The 16,515-nt window shown below is 40.6% G+C and carries 11 protein-coding genes; 7 read left to right on the top strand and 4 right to left on the bottom strand.

The window, feature by feature from the left end:
* Positions 1 to 68: 68 nt before the first annotated feature.
* From ACRWQN_RS05345 to acuI, 3 genes are all read left to right on the top strand, one after another.
* Positions 69 to 728 carry a nitroreductase family protein gene (locus ACRWQN_RS05345; RefSeq protein WP_434940021.1) on the top strand — a complete coding sequence of 220 codons (660 nt, stop codon included), beginning with the start codon at positions 69 to 71 and terminating at the stop codon, positions 726 to 728.
* Between the two features lie 201 nt (positions 729 to 929).
* Positions 930 to 1,559 (top strand): acrylate utilization transcriptional regulator AcuR, encoded by a 630-nt coding sequence (gene acuR, locus ACRWQN_RS05350; protein WP_434940022.1) that lies wholly within the window; start codon positions 930 to 932, stop codon positions 1,557 to 1,559.
* Positions 1,560 to 1,677: 118 nt separating this feature from the next.
* Positions 1,678 to 2,673 carry an acrylyl-CoA reductase (NADPH) gene (acuI, locus tag ACRWQN_RS05355; protein WP_434940023.1) on the top strand — a complete coding sequence of 332 codons (996 nt, stop codon included), beginning with the start codon at positions 1,678 to 1,680 and terminating at the stop codon, positions 2,671 to 2,673.
* 352 nt (positions 2,674 to 3,025) lie between these two features.
* Here the strand turns inward: acuI and ACRWQN_RS05360 are convergent, their stop codons facing one another.
* Both ACRWQN_RS05360 and ACRWQN_RS05365 read right to left on the bottom strand, forming a co-directional pair.
* Positions 3,026 to 5,095 (bottom strand): M13 family metallopeptidase, encoded by a 2,070-nt coding sequence (locus tag ACRWQN_RS05360; protein ID WP_434940025.1) that lies wholly within the window; start codon positions 5,093 to 5,095, stop codon positions 3,026 to 3,028.
* A gap of 212 nt (positions 5,096 to 5,307) precedes the next feature.
* Positions 5,308 to 5,901: a hypothetical protein gene (locus ACRWQN_RS05365; RefSeq protein WP_434930456.1), complete on the bottom strand. Its 594-nt coding sequence runs from the start codon at positions 5,899 to 5,901 to the stop codon at positions 5,308 to 5,310.
* A 423-nt stretch (positions 5,902 to 6,324) separates the two neighbouring features.
* Here ACRWQN_RS05365 and ACRWQN_RS05370 point away from each other — a divergent pair, with 423 nt between their 5' ends.
* The 4 genes from ACRWQN_RS05370 (at position 6,325) to ACRWQN_RS05385 (ending at position 11,049) form a co-directional block, all read left to right on the top strand.
* Positions 6,325 to 8,157, top strand: a complete 1,833-nt coding sequence (locus ACRWQN_RS05370) for a DUF885 domain-containing protein (protein ID WP_434940026.1) — start codon at positions 6,325 to 6,327, stop codon at positions 8,155 to 8,157.
* Positions 8,158 to 8,333: 176 nt separating this feature from the next.
* Positions 8,334 to 9,290, top strand: a complete 957-nt coding sequence (locus ACRWQN_RS05375) for a LysR substrate-binding domain-containing protein (RefSeq protein ID WP_434928339.1) — start codon at positions 8,334 to 8,336, stop codon at positions 9,288 to 9,290.
* Between the two features lie 105 nt (positions 9,291 to 9,395).
* Positions 9,396 to 10,604: a dicarboxylate/amino acid:cation symporter gene (locus ACRWQN_RS05380; protein WP_434940027.1), complete on the top strand. Its 1,209-nt coding sequence runs from the start codon at positions 9,396 to 9,398 to the stop codon at positions 10,602 to 10,604.
* Between the two features lie 106 nt (positions 10,605 to 10,710).
* Positions 10,711 to 11,049, top strand: a complete 339-nt coding sequence (locus tag ACRWQN_RS05385) for a hypothetical protein (RefSeq protein ID WP_434928341.1) — start codon at positions 10,711 to 10,713, stop codon at positions 11,047 to 11,049.
* 149 nt (positions 11,050 to 11,198) lie between these two features.
* Here ACRWQN_RS05385 and ACRWQN_RS05390 read toward each other — a convergent pair whose 3' ends face one another.
* Both ACRWQN_RS05390 and ACRWQN_RS05395 read right to left on the bottom strand, forming a co-directional pair.
* Complete coding sequence (locus tag ACRWQN_RS05390; RefSeq protein ID WP_434940028.1) at positions 11,199 to 14,147, bottom strand: hypothetical protein; 2,949 nt, start codon at positions 14,145 to 14,147, stop codon at positions 11,199 to 11,201.
* Positions 14,148 to 14,661: 514 nt separating this feature from the next.
* The gene (locus tag ACRWQN_RS05395; RefSeq protein WP_434940029.1) at positions 14,662 to 16,491 is read right to left on the bottom strand and encodes a monovalent cation:proton antiporter-2 (CPA2) family protein; all 1,830 of its coding nucleotides are present in this window, start codon (positions 16,489 to 16,491) and stop codon (positions 14,662 to 14,664) included.
* Positions 16,492 to 16,515 lie beyond the last annotated feature (24 nt).

Below are 16,515 nucleotides of genomic sequence, written 5' to 3' on the forward strand. Positions count from 1 at the left end.
TACTAATAAACCAGTGTTAAATCCTTTATTATTCTCCTCATTGACCTAGCACTATGAGGAAATCATCCATGTCTCACCCAATTATTCAAGATTTAGAACGTCGTTATACCGTAAAAAAATACGATTCAAATAAACGTATCTCTTCTGAAAATATTGCAGTGCTACAACAAGCTATGCGTTTATCCGCGTCTTCAATTAACTCGCAGCCTTGGAAGTTCATTATTATTGAAAGTGATGCGGCAAAGCAGCGTTTGCATAATACTTTTGCAAACAAGTATCAATTCAATCAGCCGCATGCAACTGAAGCTTCACATATTATTCTATTTGCACATAATCCTGCTTATACCAAAGATGATTACCGCAAGGTTGTTGATGTTGAAGTGTCCTCAGGTCATTTGCCGGCAGACATGTATGACAATATGCTTAATGGTGCCTTTGCCTTTGCTGAAGCTAATACTAATGACGCTGGCTTTAATGGCGAATGGACTAAGGCTCAAACCTATATTGCCTTAGGCAATACTCTGCATGTATTAGGGCGTTTAGGGATAGATTCAACTCCTATGGAGGGTGTTGACTCTGAGCTTATTGGTGAAGAGTTTAAGCAAGAATTAAACGGTTATGTGGTTGAGGTGGCATTAGCCATTGGATATCACAAAGAGGGCGAGGATTATAATCATGGTCTGCCTAAATCACGTTTACCGATAAAAGATATCTTTACCGTATTGTAATTAGCATAACCTGACACGGACTAAAAAAGCTTATTTAGTCCGTGTTTTATTGTGGTGGGTCAGATGCGCTAAGTTGGTGAGTGGTGTTGAGTCATTAAATCTGCTATCAAATTGTTGACCTTAAGCGAGGAATTGTATTGCTAACCACATTCAGAATATTTATGACTGGTATTTAATGAGACGATCGGTCTATTATTGGTGATGAACATAGAAACAGTAAAGCCTCGTCGTGGTCGCCCTCCAAAAGCCAACCGTGACAATCAAGATACTAAAGCGGCATTAATCCGCAGCGGCCTAGAGCAATTGACTGAAACCGGTTTTGCTGGCTCGGGTATTGATCTTATTTTAAAAAGAGTGGGCGTGCCTAAGGGGTCGTTCTATCACTATTTTTCCAGCAAAGAAGTTTTCGGCCAAATTGTGATTGAAAACTACGCTGGCTATTTTATGTATCAATTAGATAAGTGTTTGTCCGATGAGTCTTTACCCGCACTCCACCGGCTCAGTTTATTTGTTGATAAAGCTAAGCTTGGCATGGAAAAGTACCATTTTAAGCGTGGGTGTTTGATTGGCAATTTAGGTCAAGAAGTCGATTTACTGCCAGAGAGCTATCGTCAGCAATTGATTACTGTTTTTGCGAGTTGGCAGCAGCGATTGTCCCTGTGTTTTACCCTCGCACAAGTTAATAATGAGATTAGTCAGTCTATTAATTGCGATAAGTTAGCTGAAATTTTTTGGGTCGGTTGGGAAGGGGCTGTCAGCCGAGCAAAGCTAGTCCAAAATACACAACCTTTACAAGATTATTATGATTTTTTTATGAAAAGTTTCCATTAAATACACTTATCTAGACTTGCTTGTCATGAGCCGTGAATAGGTAGTATTAATAGAAACATGAATTGGTTTTATAAAATTTTTTACATTTAAATAGACGATCGGTCTAATTGGAGGTTTTATGTTTCGTGGCATGTTAATTGAGAAAGACGAGCAAGGTTATCGCGCAGCAGTAAAAGATATTGATGAGTCAGCTTTACCAGAAGGTGATGTTACGGTTAACGTCCAATACAGCACATTGAACTACAAAGATGGCTTAGCGATTACGGGTAAAGGCCCAGTTGTAAGACAGTTTCCTATGGTGCCAGGGATTGATTTAGTCGGCGTAGTGGCACAATCTGATAGTAATAAGTTTGTCGTCGGCGATACCGTTTTATTAAATGGTTTTGGTGTGGGTGAAGTACATTGTGGTGGACTTGCCCAAAAAGCGCGATTAAAAAGTGACTGGCTTATTAAGCTGCCTAAAGCGTTTTCTGCTCGCCAAACAATGGCCATTGGCACAGCGGGATATACCGCCATGCTATGTGTCATAGCATTAGAAAAAAATGGTGTGACTCCTGATAAAGGTGAAATATTAGTTACCGGCGCTAATGGCGGCGTCGGCAGTTTTGCTATCGCCATTTTAGCTAAGCTAGGTTACCAGGTCGTTGCGTCCACAGGGCGTGCTGATCAAGTTGATTATCTAAAAGGCTTAGGGGCCAAAGAGGTTATTGATCGTCAATTACTCTCTGAACCAGGGCGTCCCTTAGCCAAAGAGCGTTGGGCGGGAGCGGTTGATTCTGTTGGTAGTCACACTCTGGCCAATATTTGCGCGAGTATAAAATACGGTGGCACTGTTGCTGCCTGTGGTTTAGCTCAAGGTATGGATCTGCCCGCAACCGTTATGCCATTTATTCTACGAGGGGTGACATTGGCTGGTATTGACAGTGTTATGCGCCCTATTAGTGATAGAGAAGAAGCCTGGCAGCGTTTAGGCGAGATTTTCGCTAATCCGAGTGAACAGGCTATGTTTGATAATATTTCCACAGAGATCAATCTGAACGGAGTAATACAAGCAGCCGAAGAATTAATGGCGGGTAAAATCAGAGGTCGAATTGTGGTTGACGTCAATGGATAACATCTAAAGTTTAATTTCTACCTTAGAAGCTGTGATGGACTAAATAACCTCAGCTCGGGATAATAAATGCATATCAAACAGATCTTTGCCCCGCTAACTGCGTTGAATTCATTTGCAATAGCTCGCTATTGACGCATAAATTCGCCTTGTTAACAGCGCAAAGCTCAAGTTTGAGGATAAACAGTTGAATTTTGGCTATTTCAATACCGTTTATTCATCTCTTACCCCGAGCTGAGGTTAAATAAAAAAATGCCAGTCAACTCGCTGACTGGCATTTTAATTATGTTGCTACTGATTAGTTGAATACTTTAACAAGCGGGCACGAAACTATGCCAACCTATACCCATATCTACTACCAAATACGTACGCGTTGATCTTCAGGTAAATATAGCTTGTCGCCAGGTTTAACATCAAACGCTTTGTACCAAGCGTCGTGGTTACGAGGCGCTAATGCACGGTAATGACCCGGTGCATGGGTGCCAGCTTTCAGTTGGCTTAACATACTTTGTTCGGTACGCTTTTCTTTCCACACTTGTGCCCATGCAAGGAAGAAACGTTGATCGCCCGTGACGCCATTAATAACCGGAGCTTCTTTACCATTTAAGCTTATCTGGTAAGCGTGGTAAGCCATAGATAAGCCACCTACATCGCCAATATTTTCACCTAGGCTATTGCGACCATTGACAAAATGACCCGTAATTGGCTCGTATAGACTGTATTGTGCGGCGAGTTGATCAGCTTTTGCTTCAAATGCAGCGCGATCAGAATCTGTCCACCAGTTACGTTGAATACCATTGGCATCTGATTTAGAGCCTTGGTCATCAAACCCGTGGCCCATCTCATGACCTATCACCGCACCAATACTGCCATAGTTAACTGCTGGGTCTGCATTAGGGTCAAAAAATGGCGGTTGTAAAATAGCGGCAGGGAACACAATTTCATTAAATGAACTGTTGTAGTAAGCATTAACATATTGCGGTGTCATACCCCAACGATTGCGGTCTGTTTTTTCAAGTTCGGTCGCTACGCTGTCAGCATGAAAATATTGACGTAGTTTATGGATATTGCCTACTAAATCTTGGTTTGAAAGGGTTAAACCATCAAATGTTTGCCATACATCCGGATAGCCAATTTTAGGCTTAAATGCCGCCAGTTTAGCGTGGGCATTGACTTTTGTGTCGCCACTCATCCAATCTAAACCATCAATACGTTGCCCTAGCGCTGTACGAAGGTTTTCAACTAAATCGGCCATCTTTGCTTTTGATGATTCAGGGAAATACCGTTCAACATACACTTTACCAATAGCGAACCCCAGTGATTCAGTGGCTGACATTTCATCAACGGCACGTTTCCAGCGTGGACGAGGCTCTTCTTGTCCATCTAGCTCTTTGCCATAAAAAGCAAAGTTAGCGTTAAACAGCTCTTCTGCGAGCAAACCGGCGTTATTGCTTAGGGTATGGTAGGTTAAATAATCCTGCCACACATTAATTGGCTGCTGATTAATTAATACAATCATAGCCTTAATGGGCTCTGGCTGAGCCACATTTAGTTGTGGAATACTGTAACCCGTTTGTTCAAAGAAAAGATCCCAATTAAAGTCTGGATACTCTTTTGCTAAATCAGCACGTTTGATTTGATTAAGTGTCAGGTCACGATCGCGACGTTTTTCACGTGGCCACTGACCTTGTGCAATTTGGATTTCAAGCGCCAAGATAGCTTCAGCACGGGCCTGGCCATCTTTGATACCTGCAAATGCAAGCATTTCAGCAATATGACTCACATAAGCACTGCGAATGTGACTAAAGCGCTCAGTGTCTTCTAAATAATATGAGCGGTCGGGAAGTCCTAAACCGCTTGCGCCAATAGTGAATTCATATTGATCAGGGTCAAGTCTGTTAAACCACATGCCGCCAGATATAGGTGAGTCAGCATCGCTAAGCCAAGCATTACCAAACACTTTTGTTAAATCATCAGTGTTTTTAATGGCATTAATTTGATCAAGCGTTGCCTGGATAGGTGATACGCCAAGTTTATTGATGGTGTCTGTATCCATGTAAGCATGGTAAAAATTGGCAATTAATTGCTCTTCAGGGGTTAAATTTTGTCGACTGGTAATATCATCGATAATCGCTTTAACCTGATCTTCACTGCGTTCTGCCAATAGGCTGAATGCGCCATAGCGGGTTTTATCTGCTGGCATTTCGAAGTTGTCATACCAAGTGCCACTGGCATACATAAAAAAGTCATCGCCAGGCTTAATCGCTTCGTTACGGGCGGTTAAATCAATGCCAAATTCACCTAACTCAGCCTTTGCTGCAGGTGTGGCTTTTACAATAGCGCTGTTAGTTTGCTTAGGGTCTGATGTGCCACATGCAGTTAAAAATGTACCTGCTAATGCGATGGCAATTAAGGATTTTCTCATTGTTATCGTCTTCCTTTCTGGGCTTTTTATTATAGAATTGTCGTTATAAAGTCTGCTTGATTTTCTAAGACTGACCCAAAATGTCAACTTATCAATTGTTAGCAAAGTTTATAATGTAGACCTTGTCTATTAATTTGAGCTTAAGAATACTGCAAGAGGGAAAATGAGGGGGCATAAGGTTGGCAATATATTATTAACTTACCATTGATAAACTAATATTGAATATTAAAACGCGCAAAACGTGTCAGGGCACGGATCATCGGTGCTTTACTTCGCTGGTCAATAAAAAACTGTTTTTGAGTAGAAAACTTTTTGAAGTGGCGAATATCATCGACAATATGTACCGGACGGCATTCAAACTGACTTGATAAGTGAAGTAATGTTTCAGCATTAAAAGAGAATGACTGTAGCATTTTATTTGAAATATCGTTTTTTCTAGCAACGGTGAGCGCTGATCTGCGATTAATTTGACCGTTAACTCTGTCTTTCAAACGTTTTTTATGTTGTTTCCAGGTGTCTTTGTCAGTTAAAGAATGTATATCTTCAATAATTTGGTTGGGATCACAATCAAACTTCCTCGCAATATTTGCGATTATCTCCATAGAAGTAACATTGACTCCTTTAATAGTGAGATAAACAATATAGTCGCGGCGATCATTGGCTTTTTCAATTTCTTCATGGGTTGGATTTAATGCGTCGTTGGCAAGGTTTTCAGTTTGTTCTACAGATGCAAGCAAGCTCTCGAGTGAAAGCGTTTCAGCTTCTGCATCAGCTTGTGAATGTTGATATTCATTTTGTTTCTTCATCTTTAGTCGCTACTTTTGGTTACTCAGTTTGGGTATTTGCTTTGTTTGTTGCTAATGCTATTCAGTATGCAATCAAGTAACTTTGGCTATTAGGCAAATACTACGTGAAGTCCCTTGTTGTGGAAATATAAAATCGATAATAGTTTATGTTTTTCAATTTTGAATATTCAGTTACGTTATTTTTGCTATTTTTGTTATCGAGTTGGTTTTAGATTGTTTTGAGTCTTGTTGGTTTGTTATTGATAGTCGGTTAAGTCAATTATAGCGATATAACACTCTGTTACTTTTTAAATGACATAAATTGCATAAAATCCAGCAAGCTAACTTATTGCGTGTTAACTTATCGTTAACATTTTGGCTGTCATTATAAGTGTAATGATAACCATAATAAATTTGGTATGTGATATTTCAAAAGGCAGGGATATGATTAAAAAGTCATTAAAATGGATTGGTGTAGGGACCTTAGGTCTGGTGACATTGGGTGGCGGGTTTGCTGCACATGAATGGTATGCAGAAAAACCGTTTTTGTTTAGAGTTTATTTAGACCGTGCAATGGTTAAAATGGCCTTTGAAAACCCTGAAACATTAACCTCCTTAGGCTTTCTCGAATCCGTTGGTATAACAGGCCATAACGCTCATCTAGATAATGTCGACCCTGCTAAAGATCAAGCCATGTTTGATGAGCTAGCCGAATTTCGTAAAGGATTGATGCAATACCAAGATGCTGATTTAGATGAAAATCAACAGATATCTAAACAAGTGGCTTTATATTTACTGGATATGTTGGATGAGTTTGAACAGTACCAATATCATAATTACCCAGCTAACCAGATGTTTGGTATTCAAAGTGGTTTCCCCAGTTTTATGGAGTCGACTCATCAAGTCAATACCCTAGAAGATGCGCAAAATTACTTATCGCGATTAGGCGAAGTTAATCGTAAATTTGGCCAGTATTTAATTGGCCTGAAAAAGCGTGAACAAATGGGGATTATTCCACCCAGATTTGTGATTGACCGCGTGTTAGATGAGATGCGTGGTTTTGTTGCAACGCCTGCGACAGAGAATATTTTGTATACCTCATTACAAACTAAAATGGATAAAGCTGAGGCGTTTAGCGAACAAGATAAACAAACTATTCTAACGCAAACTGATGTTGCTATTCGTGATTCAGTTTACCCAGCCTATGGCTTGTTTATTGATTACTTTGATGACTTAAAAACTAAAGCGGGCACTGATGATGGTTACTGGCGCTTACCGGATGGAGATAAAGCCTATAATTTGGCATTGCGATTTTTTACCACAACAGACTACAGCGCTGACTATATCCATGACTTAGGTTTGTCTGAAGTGGCGCGCATTCATCTCGAAATGATGACTATTTTTGAAGGCGAAGGCGTTGATGTTTCCAATGGCTATTTGGCCGCAATGAATGAGTTTTCTGCCCGACCTGAGTTTTATTATGAAGACTCAGATGAAGGCCGTGCGCAAATTCTAAAAGACTATCAAACCATTTTAGATGAAATTGACCAGGGGCTAGGCGATACATTTAACATTCGTCCTAAAGCGGGTATGGAAGTAGTGCGTATTCCTGAATTTAAAGAGAAAACAGCACCAGGTGCGTATTATCAAGGTCCATCTTTAGATGGATCTCGCCCAGGACGCTTCTTCGCTAACTTGTATGATGTCAAAACCACGCCTAAATACGGGATGAGAACTTTGGCTTACCATGAAGGTATCCCGGGGCATCATTTTCAAGTAGCGATAGCGATGGAACTGGAAGGTATGCCGCTTATTCGCCGCTTTGCTCCTTTTACCGCCTATATTGAAGGTTGGGCACTGTATGCTGAACGTTTAGCCTATGAGCAAGGTTTTCAAAAAACACCGGCGGATAATATTGGCCGTTTAACCGATGAGTTACTGCGAGCGGTAAGGTTAGTTGTCGATACCGGATTACACGCTAAAAAGTGGACCCGTGAGCAGGCTATTGAATATATGGCTAATAATACCGGCCGCGCCGAACGCGATGTGGTGTCTGAAATTGAGCGCTATATTGTCATGCCGGGGCAGGCGACGTCTTACAAAGTGGGTATGATGAAAATTCTCGAGCTGCGTCAAAAGTCGAAAGACAGCTTAGGGGATAAATTTGACCTACGTGAGTTTCATGATGCAGTGTTAAAGAATGGCGCTATGCCACTGGATTTACTTGAGCGAGTGATTGACACTTATATTGCCGCTAAGCTAGCGGAAACTAAGTAGGTGAATTTAGCGATAGCTTAGCTAGAATAATCAATTAACGATAATTATCACAATAGTGACTTGATTAGCGTGTTAAAAACCAGTTGAATAACAACTGGTTTTTTTATGTTTTTATTTGCGTGATAGTAGATTTATTTATCCCTTAATCTCACCCACTTATTATTGCAGGCGGTTAAATGGCTTCATTAACTAAAAGGCTTGGGTTATTTTTAGATGTAGTGCAGCAAGGCTCGTTTAGTAAGGCCGCATCTCTCCATGATATGGACAATTCGTTACTGTCTAAGCAAATCAAAAAGCTGGAAGCGGACTTAGGGGTACAGTTACTTAATCGCTCAACTCGGTCATTTTCATTAACATCGGCAGGGGAAGATATACTTGAACAAGCTCAGGTACTCATGGAGACTTTAACTCAAATTCAAAATATTGCCGACTCCTATCAATCTGAACCTAGGGGCAATATTCGTATTACCTCGTCGATTAACTTTGGCCAGCAATATCTGCAACCTGTTATCAGTCAATTTATGAAGCAATATCCAAACGTAAAAGTGACTTTGTCGTTAGATGACAAACGGGCCGATATTATTTCTGAACACTTCGATGTGGCATTTCGGTTAGGCAAATTAACCGATTCTAATCTGGTTGCTAAAAAAATCGCTAAAACGCACTTTGCCATTGTAGCCTCAGAAGCTTTTATTGCAGAGCACGGACAACCTGCAACACCAGAGGCTTTAATTCGCTTGCCTGCGGTTATTTATAACAATGGTAATGTGTGCTTGGATCAAATGTTACTTAGCACACCGCCAGATAGCGATAGCTATAAGGTGTATACGATGCAAGGTAATTACCATGTCAGCGATGTACGCACATTAATTAATGCCGTCACTGATGGATTAGGGTATGCGATGATTGATTTATTTAATTTAGATAAACCAATAATTGAATCTAAATTGGTGCCACTTCTGACAGAATATGGCTTATCAACAGTAGATACTGGCATTTATGCTATATATCCACATCGTAAACCGACTATGCTAATTAGTGAGTTTATTAAGGCCGTACAAGAGCATATAGGTACGCCGCCATTTTGGCTCGAATACATGCCTAATTATCAGAAAATGTATAAAGGCAATTGATAAAATCAGGGTGTTAGTGTGTATTTTGCATAGGGCATTTAGCATTGTGCATGGGTTAAATTTTACTTAACTTGAGTCGATTATAATCACTCACTTGGAAACAATATGTGGAACACGCTTCGTGCTTATCAATCTTCAATAATATTATTAACCGCTTTGATGATGGGTGGCGCACTAGGGTTATGGCTGCCTGACTTTGCCATAAAGTTAAAACCTATAGGGCAAATTTTTCTTAATTTACTCTTTATGATCATAGTGCCGCTGGTGGCGGTAAGTGTGATGTCTTCTATTGCGCGCATGACTGATTTAAAAAAGTTAGGCGCAATTCTGATTTCTATTATGGCTGTTTCCATTGTGATGGCGATGATCCCCGCAATCGGTATCATTCTACTTGCCTCTGCATTTGATCCCGCACAAGGGGTGACATTAGCATTAGCTGAAACAGTAGATAATACTGGCGGCAGTATGGACTTTGTCAGCCTATTAACAACCAATGACTTTGTTGGCTTGTTGTCTAAATCCAATATATTGGCGCTCATCATTATGTCGGTTATCAGTGGTATTGCCATAGGGCAGTCAGGCGAGGATGGCCGTAAAGTGGCAGATTTATTAGATAGCCTTAATACCGTTATCATGAAGATTATTGCGATCATTATGTACGCCGCCCCGATAGGGTTAGGGGCGTACTTTGCGGCAACGATGGCAAGCCAAGATGCAGCATTAATGGGCACATTTGCACGTGCTGTTGGGCTGTTTTTTATTGCGACAGCTTTCTATTTAACCGTGGGCTCGACATTTTATGCATGGCTGGGTGGCGGTGTTGAAGGCATAAGGCGCTTTTGGCAGAACATGTTAGAACCCGCAGTCACTGCGTTAGGTACCAGTTCATCGTTAGCGACCTTGCCTGTGACGATTCGCAGTGCAAATAAGATGGGTTTGAATGAGCAGATAGCTGAAATTAGTTTGCCTTTATTAGTTAATTTAAATAAAGGCGGTGCAGCTATGATCACCGCATTAAAGATAGTGTTTATTTATTCATTGTTGGGCTTAGATTTCAGTGCCGATGTCTTTATGATTACCGTTTTGATTGCTGTTTTGTCGGCATTTATTATTGGTGGCGTACCTGGTGGAGCATTTTTAGGTGAAATTTTTATTGTGACCACTTTAGGCCTACCACTTGAAGTTATCCCTATTTTAGTGGTGCTTGGGGCGATTACCGATGCCGCGTCGACGGTGATTAATGTGGTACATGATTTAACGGCAACCCAAATTATTGAGCGACTTAACGGTAAGCATTACCAAACGAAAGCATAATAGGTTGCATGAGTATAAAACCTAATATTGCCGAACCTATCGCCACACATACACAGGCCAGTATTACACGGCTGAGCGCTGTATTGGCGGCGTTAAGGATATTGATGTGAAAAGCGCGGGATCTAGCAAGGTAAAGTCTGACAGTCATTGGCCTGCTATTATTGTGGTTGTTATATTATTTATTGCAGCTTCAGTGGCTGTGGTGAGTATTAACCAAAGCCATCAGCAAACAAGCCCTGAAACTTGGACCGCTTTTATCTATAAAAATGGATACCAATCGGCTAAATATCAAATGGAGGATGGCTTTGATGATTATCAAATGTGTAAAGACTATGCTGTACAGCAATCTGAAAAGTTTGATAATGCACCTTGGCAGTGTGGACTTCGTTGCCGTTTTGACTCTATGCGTCAAGGATATCAATGTGACAGTATGGAGAATCATTAGCAGATTATTTGCCTTAGTGAGCCGCAATGTACCGAGAAGCGAGTATGTTTTGGTCTTTTAAAATACCAATAATGTAGCCTAACTTTAGCGCATAAACTAAAAAGCATAAGCGCGAGCTTATGCTTTTTATGTGTAAACTTACTTGTCGTTTAAAGCTTGGTATTAGACGCGGGTGCAGCGGCGCTTTTGGTTAAGCTACAAGGTGATTCACCAGGGCCGACCAACAATGATGGATCGATATTGGCATTACACTTCCAGTTAATCAATCCACCATCATTATTGCCAATGCTAGGAGTAAAAGTCAGTTGTGAGTCTTCGCCATAATATTTCGCCAGTTTTACAACAACATCGCTTTGCTCTGATAGAAAAATATCACTTATTAACGGATGTGCTTTAAGGTCATTAATAGGTAAATCAATCTTATCTGATGGTTTTGGTAGTCTTGATTTGTCGCTATAAAACTGTGATACCGACATTTTAGCCAGCTGGCTTAAATCAACAATAGAGTTTAGCTGTAGCTTAAGGTTAAGGCCATTATAGTTACTTTGTGCGTCCTGCTTAGTTGCCACAAACCTAGCATCTGTATTTATCGCAGGTGCTGCTATAGGTGCTTTAGTTATAGGAGCTTTAGTTATAGGTGCTTTAGTAGCAGTTGATACCGTCTGTACCACTATTTCATCAGGTTTTGATGCGGCTTGCTCAGATACCACTGATTTAGATTGTGCCGTTATGGCCGCTATCTCGGCGTCATTTGCCTTAGGTTGAGATATCTGTGTAACCGCTTGCTTGGCTATCGCATTTATATTTGAAGGCGCTTGTTGAGCTGCAATTAATTTTTGTGTCACTTCATCTATTGCATCATCGGCACCTAATGTTACCCGCAACACCTGTGATGCCTTATTTGATGGCGTGTTTTGGGCTATTTCAGTTGCAGTATTGTCATCGACTGATTCTATATCTGCGTCTGCTAGGGCTAGTTGAGTAACCTCTGGCTCTGTTGATATAGGTTTTTCGTTCAAAGTTGATACCGCAGGGCTTGGATTAACTGATGTTAGGGCTAGGTCTGTGTGAGATTCTTCAACGAGCTGTTTTTTGTCGGAAGCAACCTTGGTTGGCACTGGTTTTTTTGCTTCTACGACAAGCTCAACTGGCACCGCTGAGGTCACTTGTGAGTCATTCATTGCTTGAGTATCTCTTTCCTTCGAATCTAAAGCCTTAGAATCTAAAGCCTTGGTATCTATCGCCTTAGTATCTATAGCTTTTGTGTTTTTAGGTTGCTCAATAAGCGCAGCTGTCTCTTGGGGGATTAATTGGGTCTCACTCGGTAATATACGATTAGCTACTTGTGACTGTGTGGCTGCTTTTTCTGATTCTGTAGCTACCTGCTCGTCAGCAACAGTTGTCTGCTCGTCTATGGTAGAGATGTTAGCTGCTGCAATATTAACTTTGTCAGTGGCGACACTATTTGTATCGGCGATATCAAGACTTTCAGCATCAACAGTTGTAGGATCAGTAGGCGCTTCAATGTTTGTTGCTTTGATGGCGAGTTCAGGCCGAGGTGGCGCCTTAATGTTGCTAAGTTGATTAAACGCCTGATCTAATGCTTTCATTAGCCTTGTGTCAGCCATTACCATCGGCATAGTTGCCATGGTTTCTGTTGCTAATGTCTCTATATCTTCAGCTTCGACATTTGTTGCATCAATACTGCTGTCATTCTGTGCTATTTCAGTTGTATCGGTAACTGTGGTTTTAGCAGTCGATTCTATAGTCTTAGCAGCTACTTTCTGCTCTGTGTTTATAGTTTCTACTTTATCACCACTTTCAACTTTTGAGGCTAAAGCGAGTGCTTCATCTGCTTTGTCTGATGTGTCTGTAATATTAGCAATAACCTCAACTTCAGTGTTATTGCCGTTAGCGGTACTGCTTTTGGCTACAGAATTATCTACAGGAGGCTTTTCTTCAATAGATTGTTCTATAATAGGCTGTTGTATCACTGGTTTTTCGGTTGCTATTACACTGGTTATTTCCGCAGTGAACGGCGCATTAGTAACGTCTTCTATGGCTGTTGTTATTTGTGTAACAGCGCCAGTATTAGTACTAGCATTGATGCTGTCGATATTCGATAAAGCCGCTTTTTCTAGCTCTTCTTCAACAGTTGTTCCCTTGGTCATAGCATTTTCAATGACTTTATTAGTCACTTTTAACGCTGCTAGCGCTTCGGCCTGTTCCTTTTTTATAGCTGCTTCAGCTATAGCGGCTTGTGCTATCGCAAGAGTGGCTTTACTTGACGTTATAGATGTTGAATCTGAGTCTGATTTTGTATCAGATGTCGCATCAATACTATTGTTAGCGACAAGGTTTTCTGGTATTTCTGATTCTTTTGTTTCTGAAGCTCTTGTTTCTGTGACTCCTGTTTCTGAAACAGGGGCCGCTTCAGTAAGGTTTTGCTCTGCAATAATTATTTCATCAGCTTGTACGACTTTATCGTTATTTGCTGTTTGAATATCTTCTTGGGGTAATAAATCCTTCGCTGATTGTAAAATAGAAGAAAATGTTTGTGATGCTGACTCTTCAATTGCAGCCAAGTCGATATCTTCAATACTGAAAGGGAGATCAGGTAAGTCTTCTGCACTAGGGAGTAGTGCTTGCGCTGAATCAATCATGCTACTAAAGGTGTTTGTCGCATCTTGTTGTAAGGCAGTAAAATCAGTAGAAGCTATTGTGGTGGCAAAGGTTTTTTCACTAGGATCTTTTGGGCTGCCATCATTTAAAAACACCACTTTCACTGTGACACTGATGATGAGTAATAGCGAAATATTAATTAACCATTGATTAAGATCACGCTGTTTATTTTTCTGTCTTTTTTGAGGCTGTACACGGGTGATATTTTTATGCTTGGCGATGACATCACGAGCGATATCTTCAATTTCCTCACGATCGATTGACGTCACCTCATCCAAGGCTTCAATATAATCGAGTGGTAATTCGATATTATCAGGGTGTTGTGTCCCATGACGAAGTGCGTCTACTTCTAGAACGCGATTTTTAATTTCTTCGATTAGGGGGTTCTGTTGGCTAGGTTGACTAGCTTCGTTCATGGGTCTTCATCCTTGCAAATCTTCAATCGATAATGATAGTTTTTTTATTGTTATTCTATTTATCGTTATATTCGTTAACATATATTGCTATTTTATTTGTCGGTAACAAAGATGCCAGCAATAGTGTTTTTAGAAGTGTATTTTGCACATAAGGAAAAAGAAAAATAAGTATAAATTATTTAATTACAATGAATTACTGTATTAATATCTTCCGTGACATTTTTATGTAGACACTTTTTCCAAATGCTTGAGGCAAAATGAGCGCATGCACACTTCTTTCGCAGCGCACAAGATAACCTAACTAGGCTCATTAATTCAAATTTTTTAACAAATTATTATCATTTGTTGCAGTTGAAGTGTCATAAAGACGTCTATAGCTATTTATGACCATTGAATTATCAATAAAGACAGTGGTTTAATTGTGAGCAGTTGAGCGTCATTATTTTGTTCGATTAACTAAACTCTGTTCAAATTATCACTCATTTAGTGTCTGTAATAGGTTGATTTAAGGCGTTTAACAATCCTCACCATGGCAGGTGTTCAATTTGTCCTGCTGCTGTTTATCTTTTGCCAGCACTTGACGTAAATCTTCGCTGCGTTGTTTCACCGCCACGCCATAGCTGTGGTCATCACCCCATAAGTCAGCGAGTAGGGTTAATGATTCATTATCGTGTTTAGAAAATAACTGCCCAGCGCGTTCTGAATCAGCCTGGCTGTGACCTAGCAGTGTTAACGCATCGACACCTAGATTGAGTGCCGAATCAAAGGTTTCCCGTTTAAAGTGACTAACACCGATACGAATGAGCTCATAGGCGTGGCGCCTATCAACTGCGCGGGCGACAATTTTTAAATGGGGATAATGTTTACGGGCTAATGTGGCTATTTCAATAATTTTATCGGCATTATCGACTGCGATAACGAGCATTTTGGCATTTTTGGCCCCAGAGGCTTCAAGTAAGTCTTGTCTTGCGGCATCACCATAAAATACCTTGTTGCCAAAGCGTCTTAACACTTCTATTTGACTTGGGCTGTGGTCTAGTACGGAAATATGATAACCCTGTGCTGACAGTAAACGTCCGACAATTTGACCAAAACGACCATAGCCTGCGATGATCACCTGTTGGGTCGCTTCTATATCGGCTGGTTTATCAAAATCAGCTTGAGTTGTAGTGGTGTGCTTGTTGATGACTTTGTCATAAAAAATCAATAATAAAGGGGCCATCAGCATAGAGATAGCAACGACTAAGGTGGTCATTTCACTTTGCTCAGGCGTCAGTATTTGTAGTGAGTTTGTCAGTGATAACAATACAAAGGCAAACTCGCCACCTTGAGCTAAGGCTAAGGCAAATAACCACTTTTGCTTGGTTTGCATCTTAAACAGTTTTGCTAACATAAATAGCACACTGGCTTTAATGGTTATCAAACCTATCACTAACATCAATACCAAAGCCAACTGTTCAAACAACAATGGGAAGTTTATTGATGCGCCCACCGTAATAAAAAATAACCCCAGTAATAAGCCTTTAAAGGGTTCTATATCCGCTTCTAATTCATGTCTAAATTCGCTTTCCGCTAATACCACTCCCGCCAAAAATGTACCAAGCGCAGGTGACAGACCAATACTTTGCATAATAAAGGCAATTGAGATAACCAAAAATAGTGCAAATACTGTGAATAACTCCCGCAATCGGGTGTCTGCAATGTATCTAAACAATGGCGCAGATATGTACTTACCCGCCAAAATAATGCCGATAATCACCGTAATTGAGACCGCCACTTGCATGTAAGCAGGCAGGCTGGCAGTGATATTATTATGTGCTGTTGTGGTGGGAAAGTCGGTAAATGCCAGTAAGGGTAATAGCGCAAGAATAGGGATAACCGCGATATCTTGAAACAGTAATACAGAGAAACTATTTTGGCCTGCTTCCTGCTGTATCCAGCCTTTTTCATATAAGGTTTGCAATACAATTGCGGTAGAAGATAGCGCTAGCATTAAGCCGATTGCCAATGCGCTTTGCCAGGGTAATTCAAAGACAAACAAGCAGCCGCTAAAAATAATCACAGTGGTGATGCTGACCTGTAAGCCCCCTAGACCCAATATTGAGTGTCTTAATTTCCAAAGCCTTGATGGCTGTAACTCTAAGCCGACTAAAAATAGCATCATCACTACACCAAACTCAGCAAAGTGCATAACGTCTGTTTGGTCACCGACTAAGCCGAGTAAATAAGGTCCGATAAGCATTCCAGCAATAAGGTAACCCAGCACAGAACCTAACCCGACTCGTTTCGCTATGGTGACTGAAAACAAAGCTGCAGCTAAATAAATTAAGGCAATCTCTAACATATGAATCTCCACATTACTCGATGT

It is taken from the genome of Shewanella sp. HL-SH8 (assembly GCF_051165765.1).
Lineage (GTDB): Bacteria > Pseudomonadota > Gammaproteobacteria > Enterobacterales > Shewanellaceae > Shewanella > Shewanella glacialimarina.

Coding starts and splice junctions, on each gene's coding strand:
- acuR (WP_434940022.1), top strand. CDS start 930: ATGAACATAGAAACAGTAAAGCCTCGTCGTGGTCGCCCTCCAAAAGCC.
- ACRWQN_RS05390 (WP_434940028.1), bottom strand. CDS start 14,147: ATGAACGAAGCTAGTCAACCTAGCCAACAGAACCCCCTAATCGAAGAA.
- ACRWQN_RS05360 (WP_434940025.1), bottom strand. CDS start 5,095: ATGAGAAAATCCTTAATTGCCATCGCATTAGCAGGTACATTTTTAACT.
- ACRWQN_RS05365 (WP_434930456.1), bottom strand. CDS start 5,901: ATGAAGAAACAAAATGAATATCAACATTCACAAGCTGATGCAGAAGCT.
- ACRWQN_RS05345 (WP_434940021.1), top strand. CDS start 69: ATGTCTCACCCAATTATTCAAGATTTAGAACGTCGTTATACCGTAAAA.
- ACRWQN_RS05370 (WP_434940026.1), top strand. CDS start 6,325: ATGATTAAAAAGTCATTAAAATGGATTGGTGTAGGGACCTTAGGTCTG.
- ACRWQN_RS05395 (WP_434940029.1), bottom strand. CDS start 16,491: ATGTTAGAGATTGCCTTAATTTATTTAGCTGCAGCTTTGTTTTCAGTC.
- ACRWQN_RS05380 (WP_434940027.1), top strand. CDS start 9,396: ATGTGGAACACGCTTCGTGCTTATCAATCTTCAATAATATTATTAACC.
- acuI (WP_434940023.1), top strand. CDS start 1,678: ATGTTTCGTGGCATGTTAATTGAGAAAGACGAGCAAGGTTATCGCGCA.
- ACRWQN_RS05375 (WP_434928339.1), top strand. CDS start 8,334: ATGGCTTCATTAACTAAAAGGCTTGGGTTATTTTTAGATGTAGTGCAG.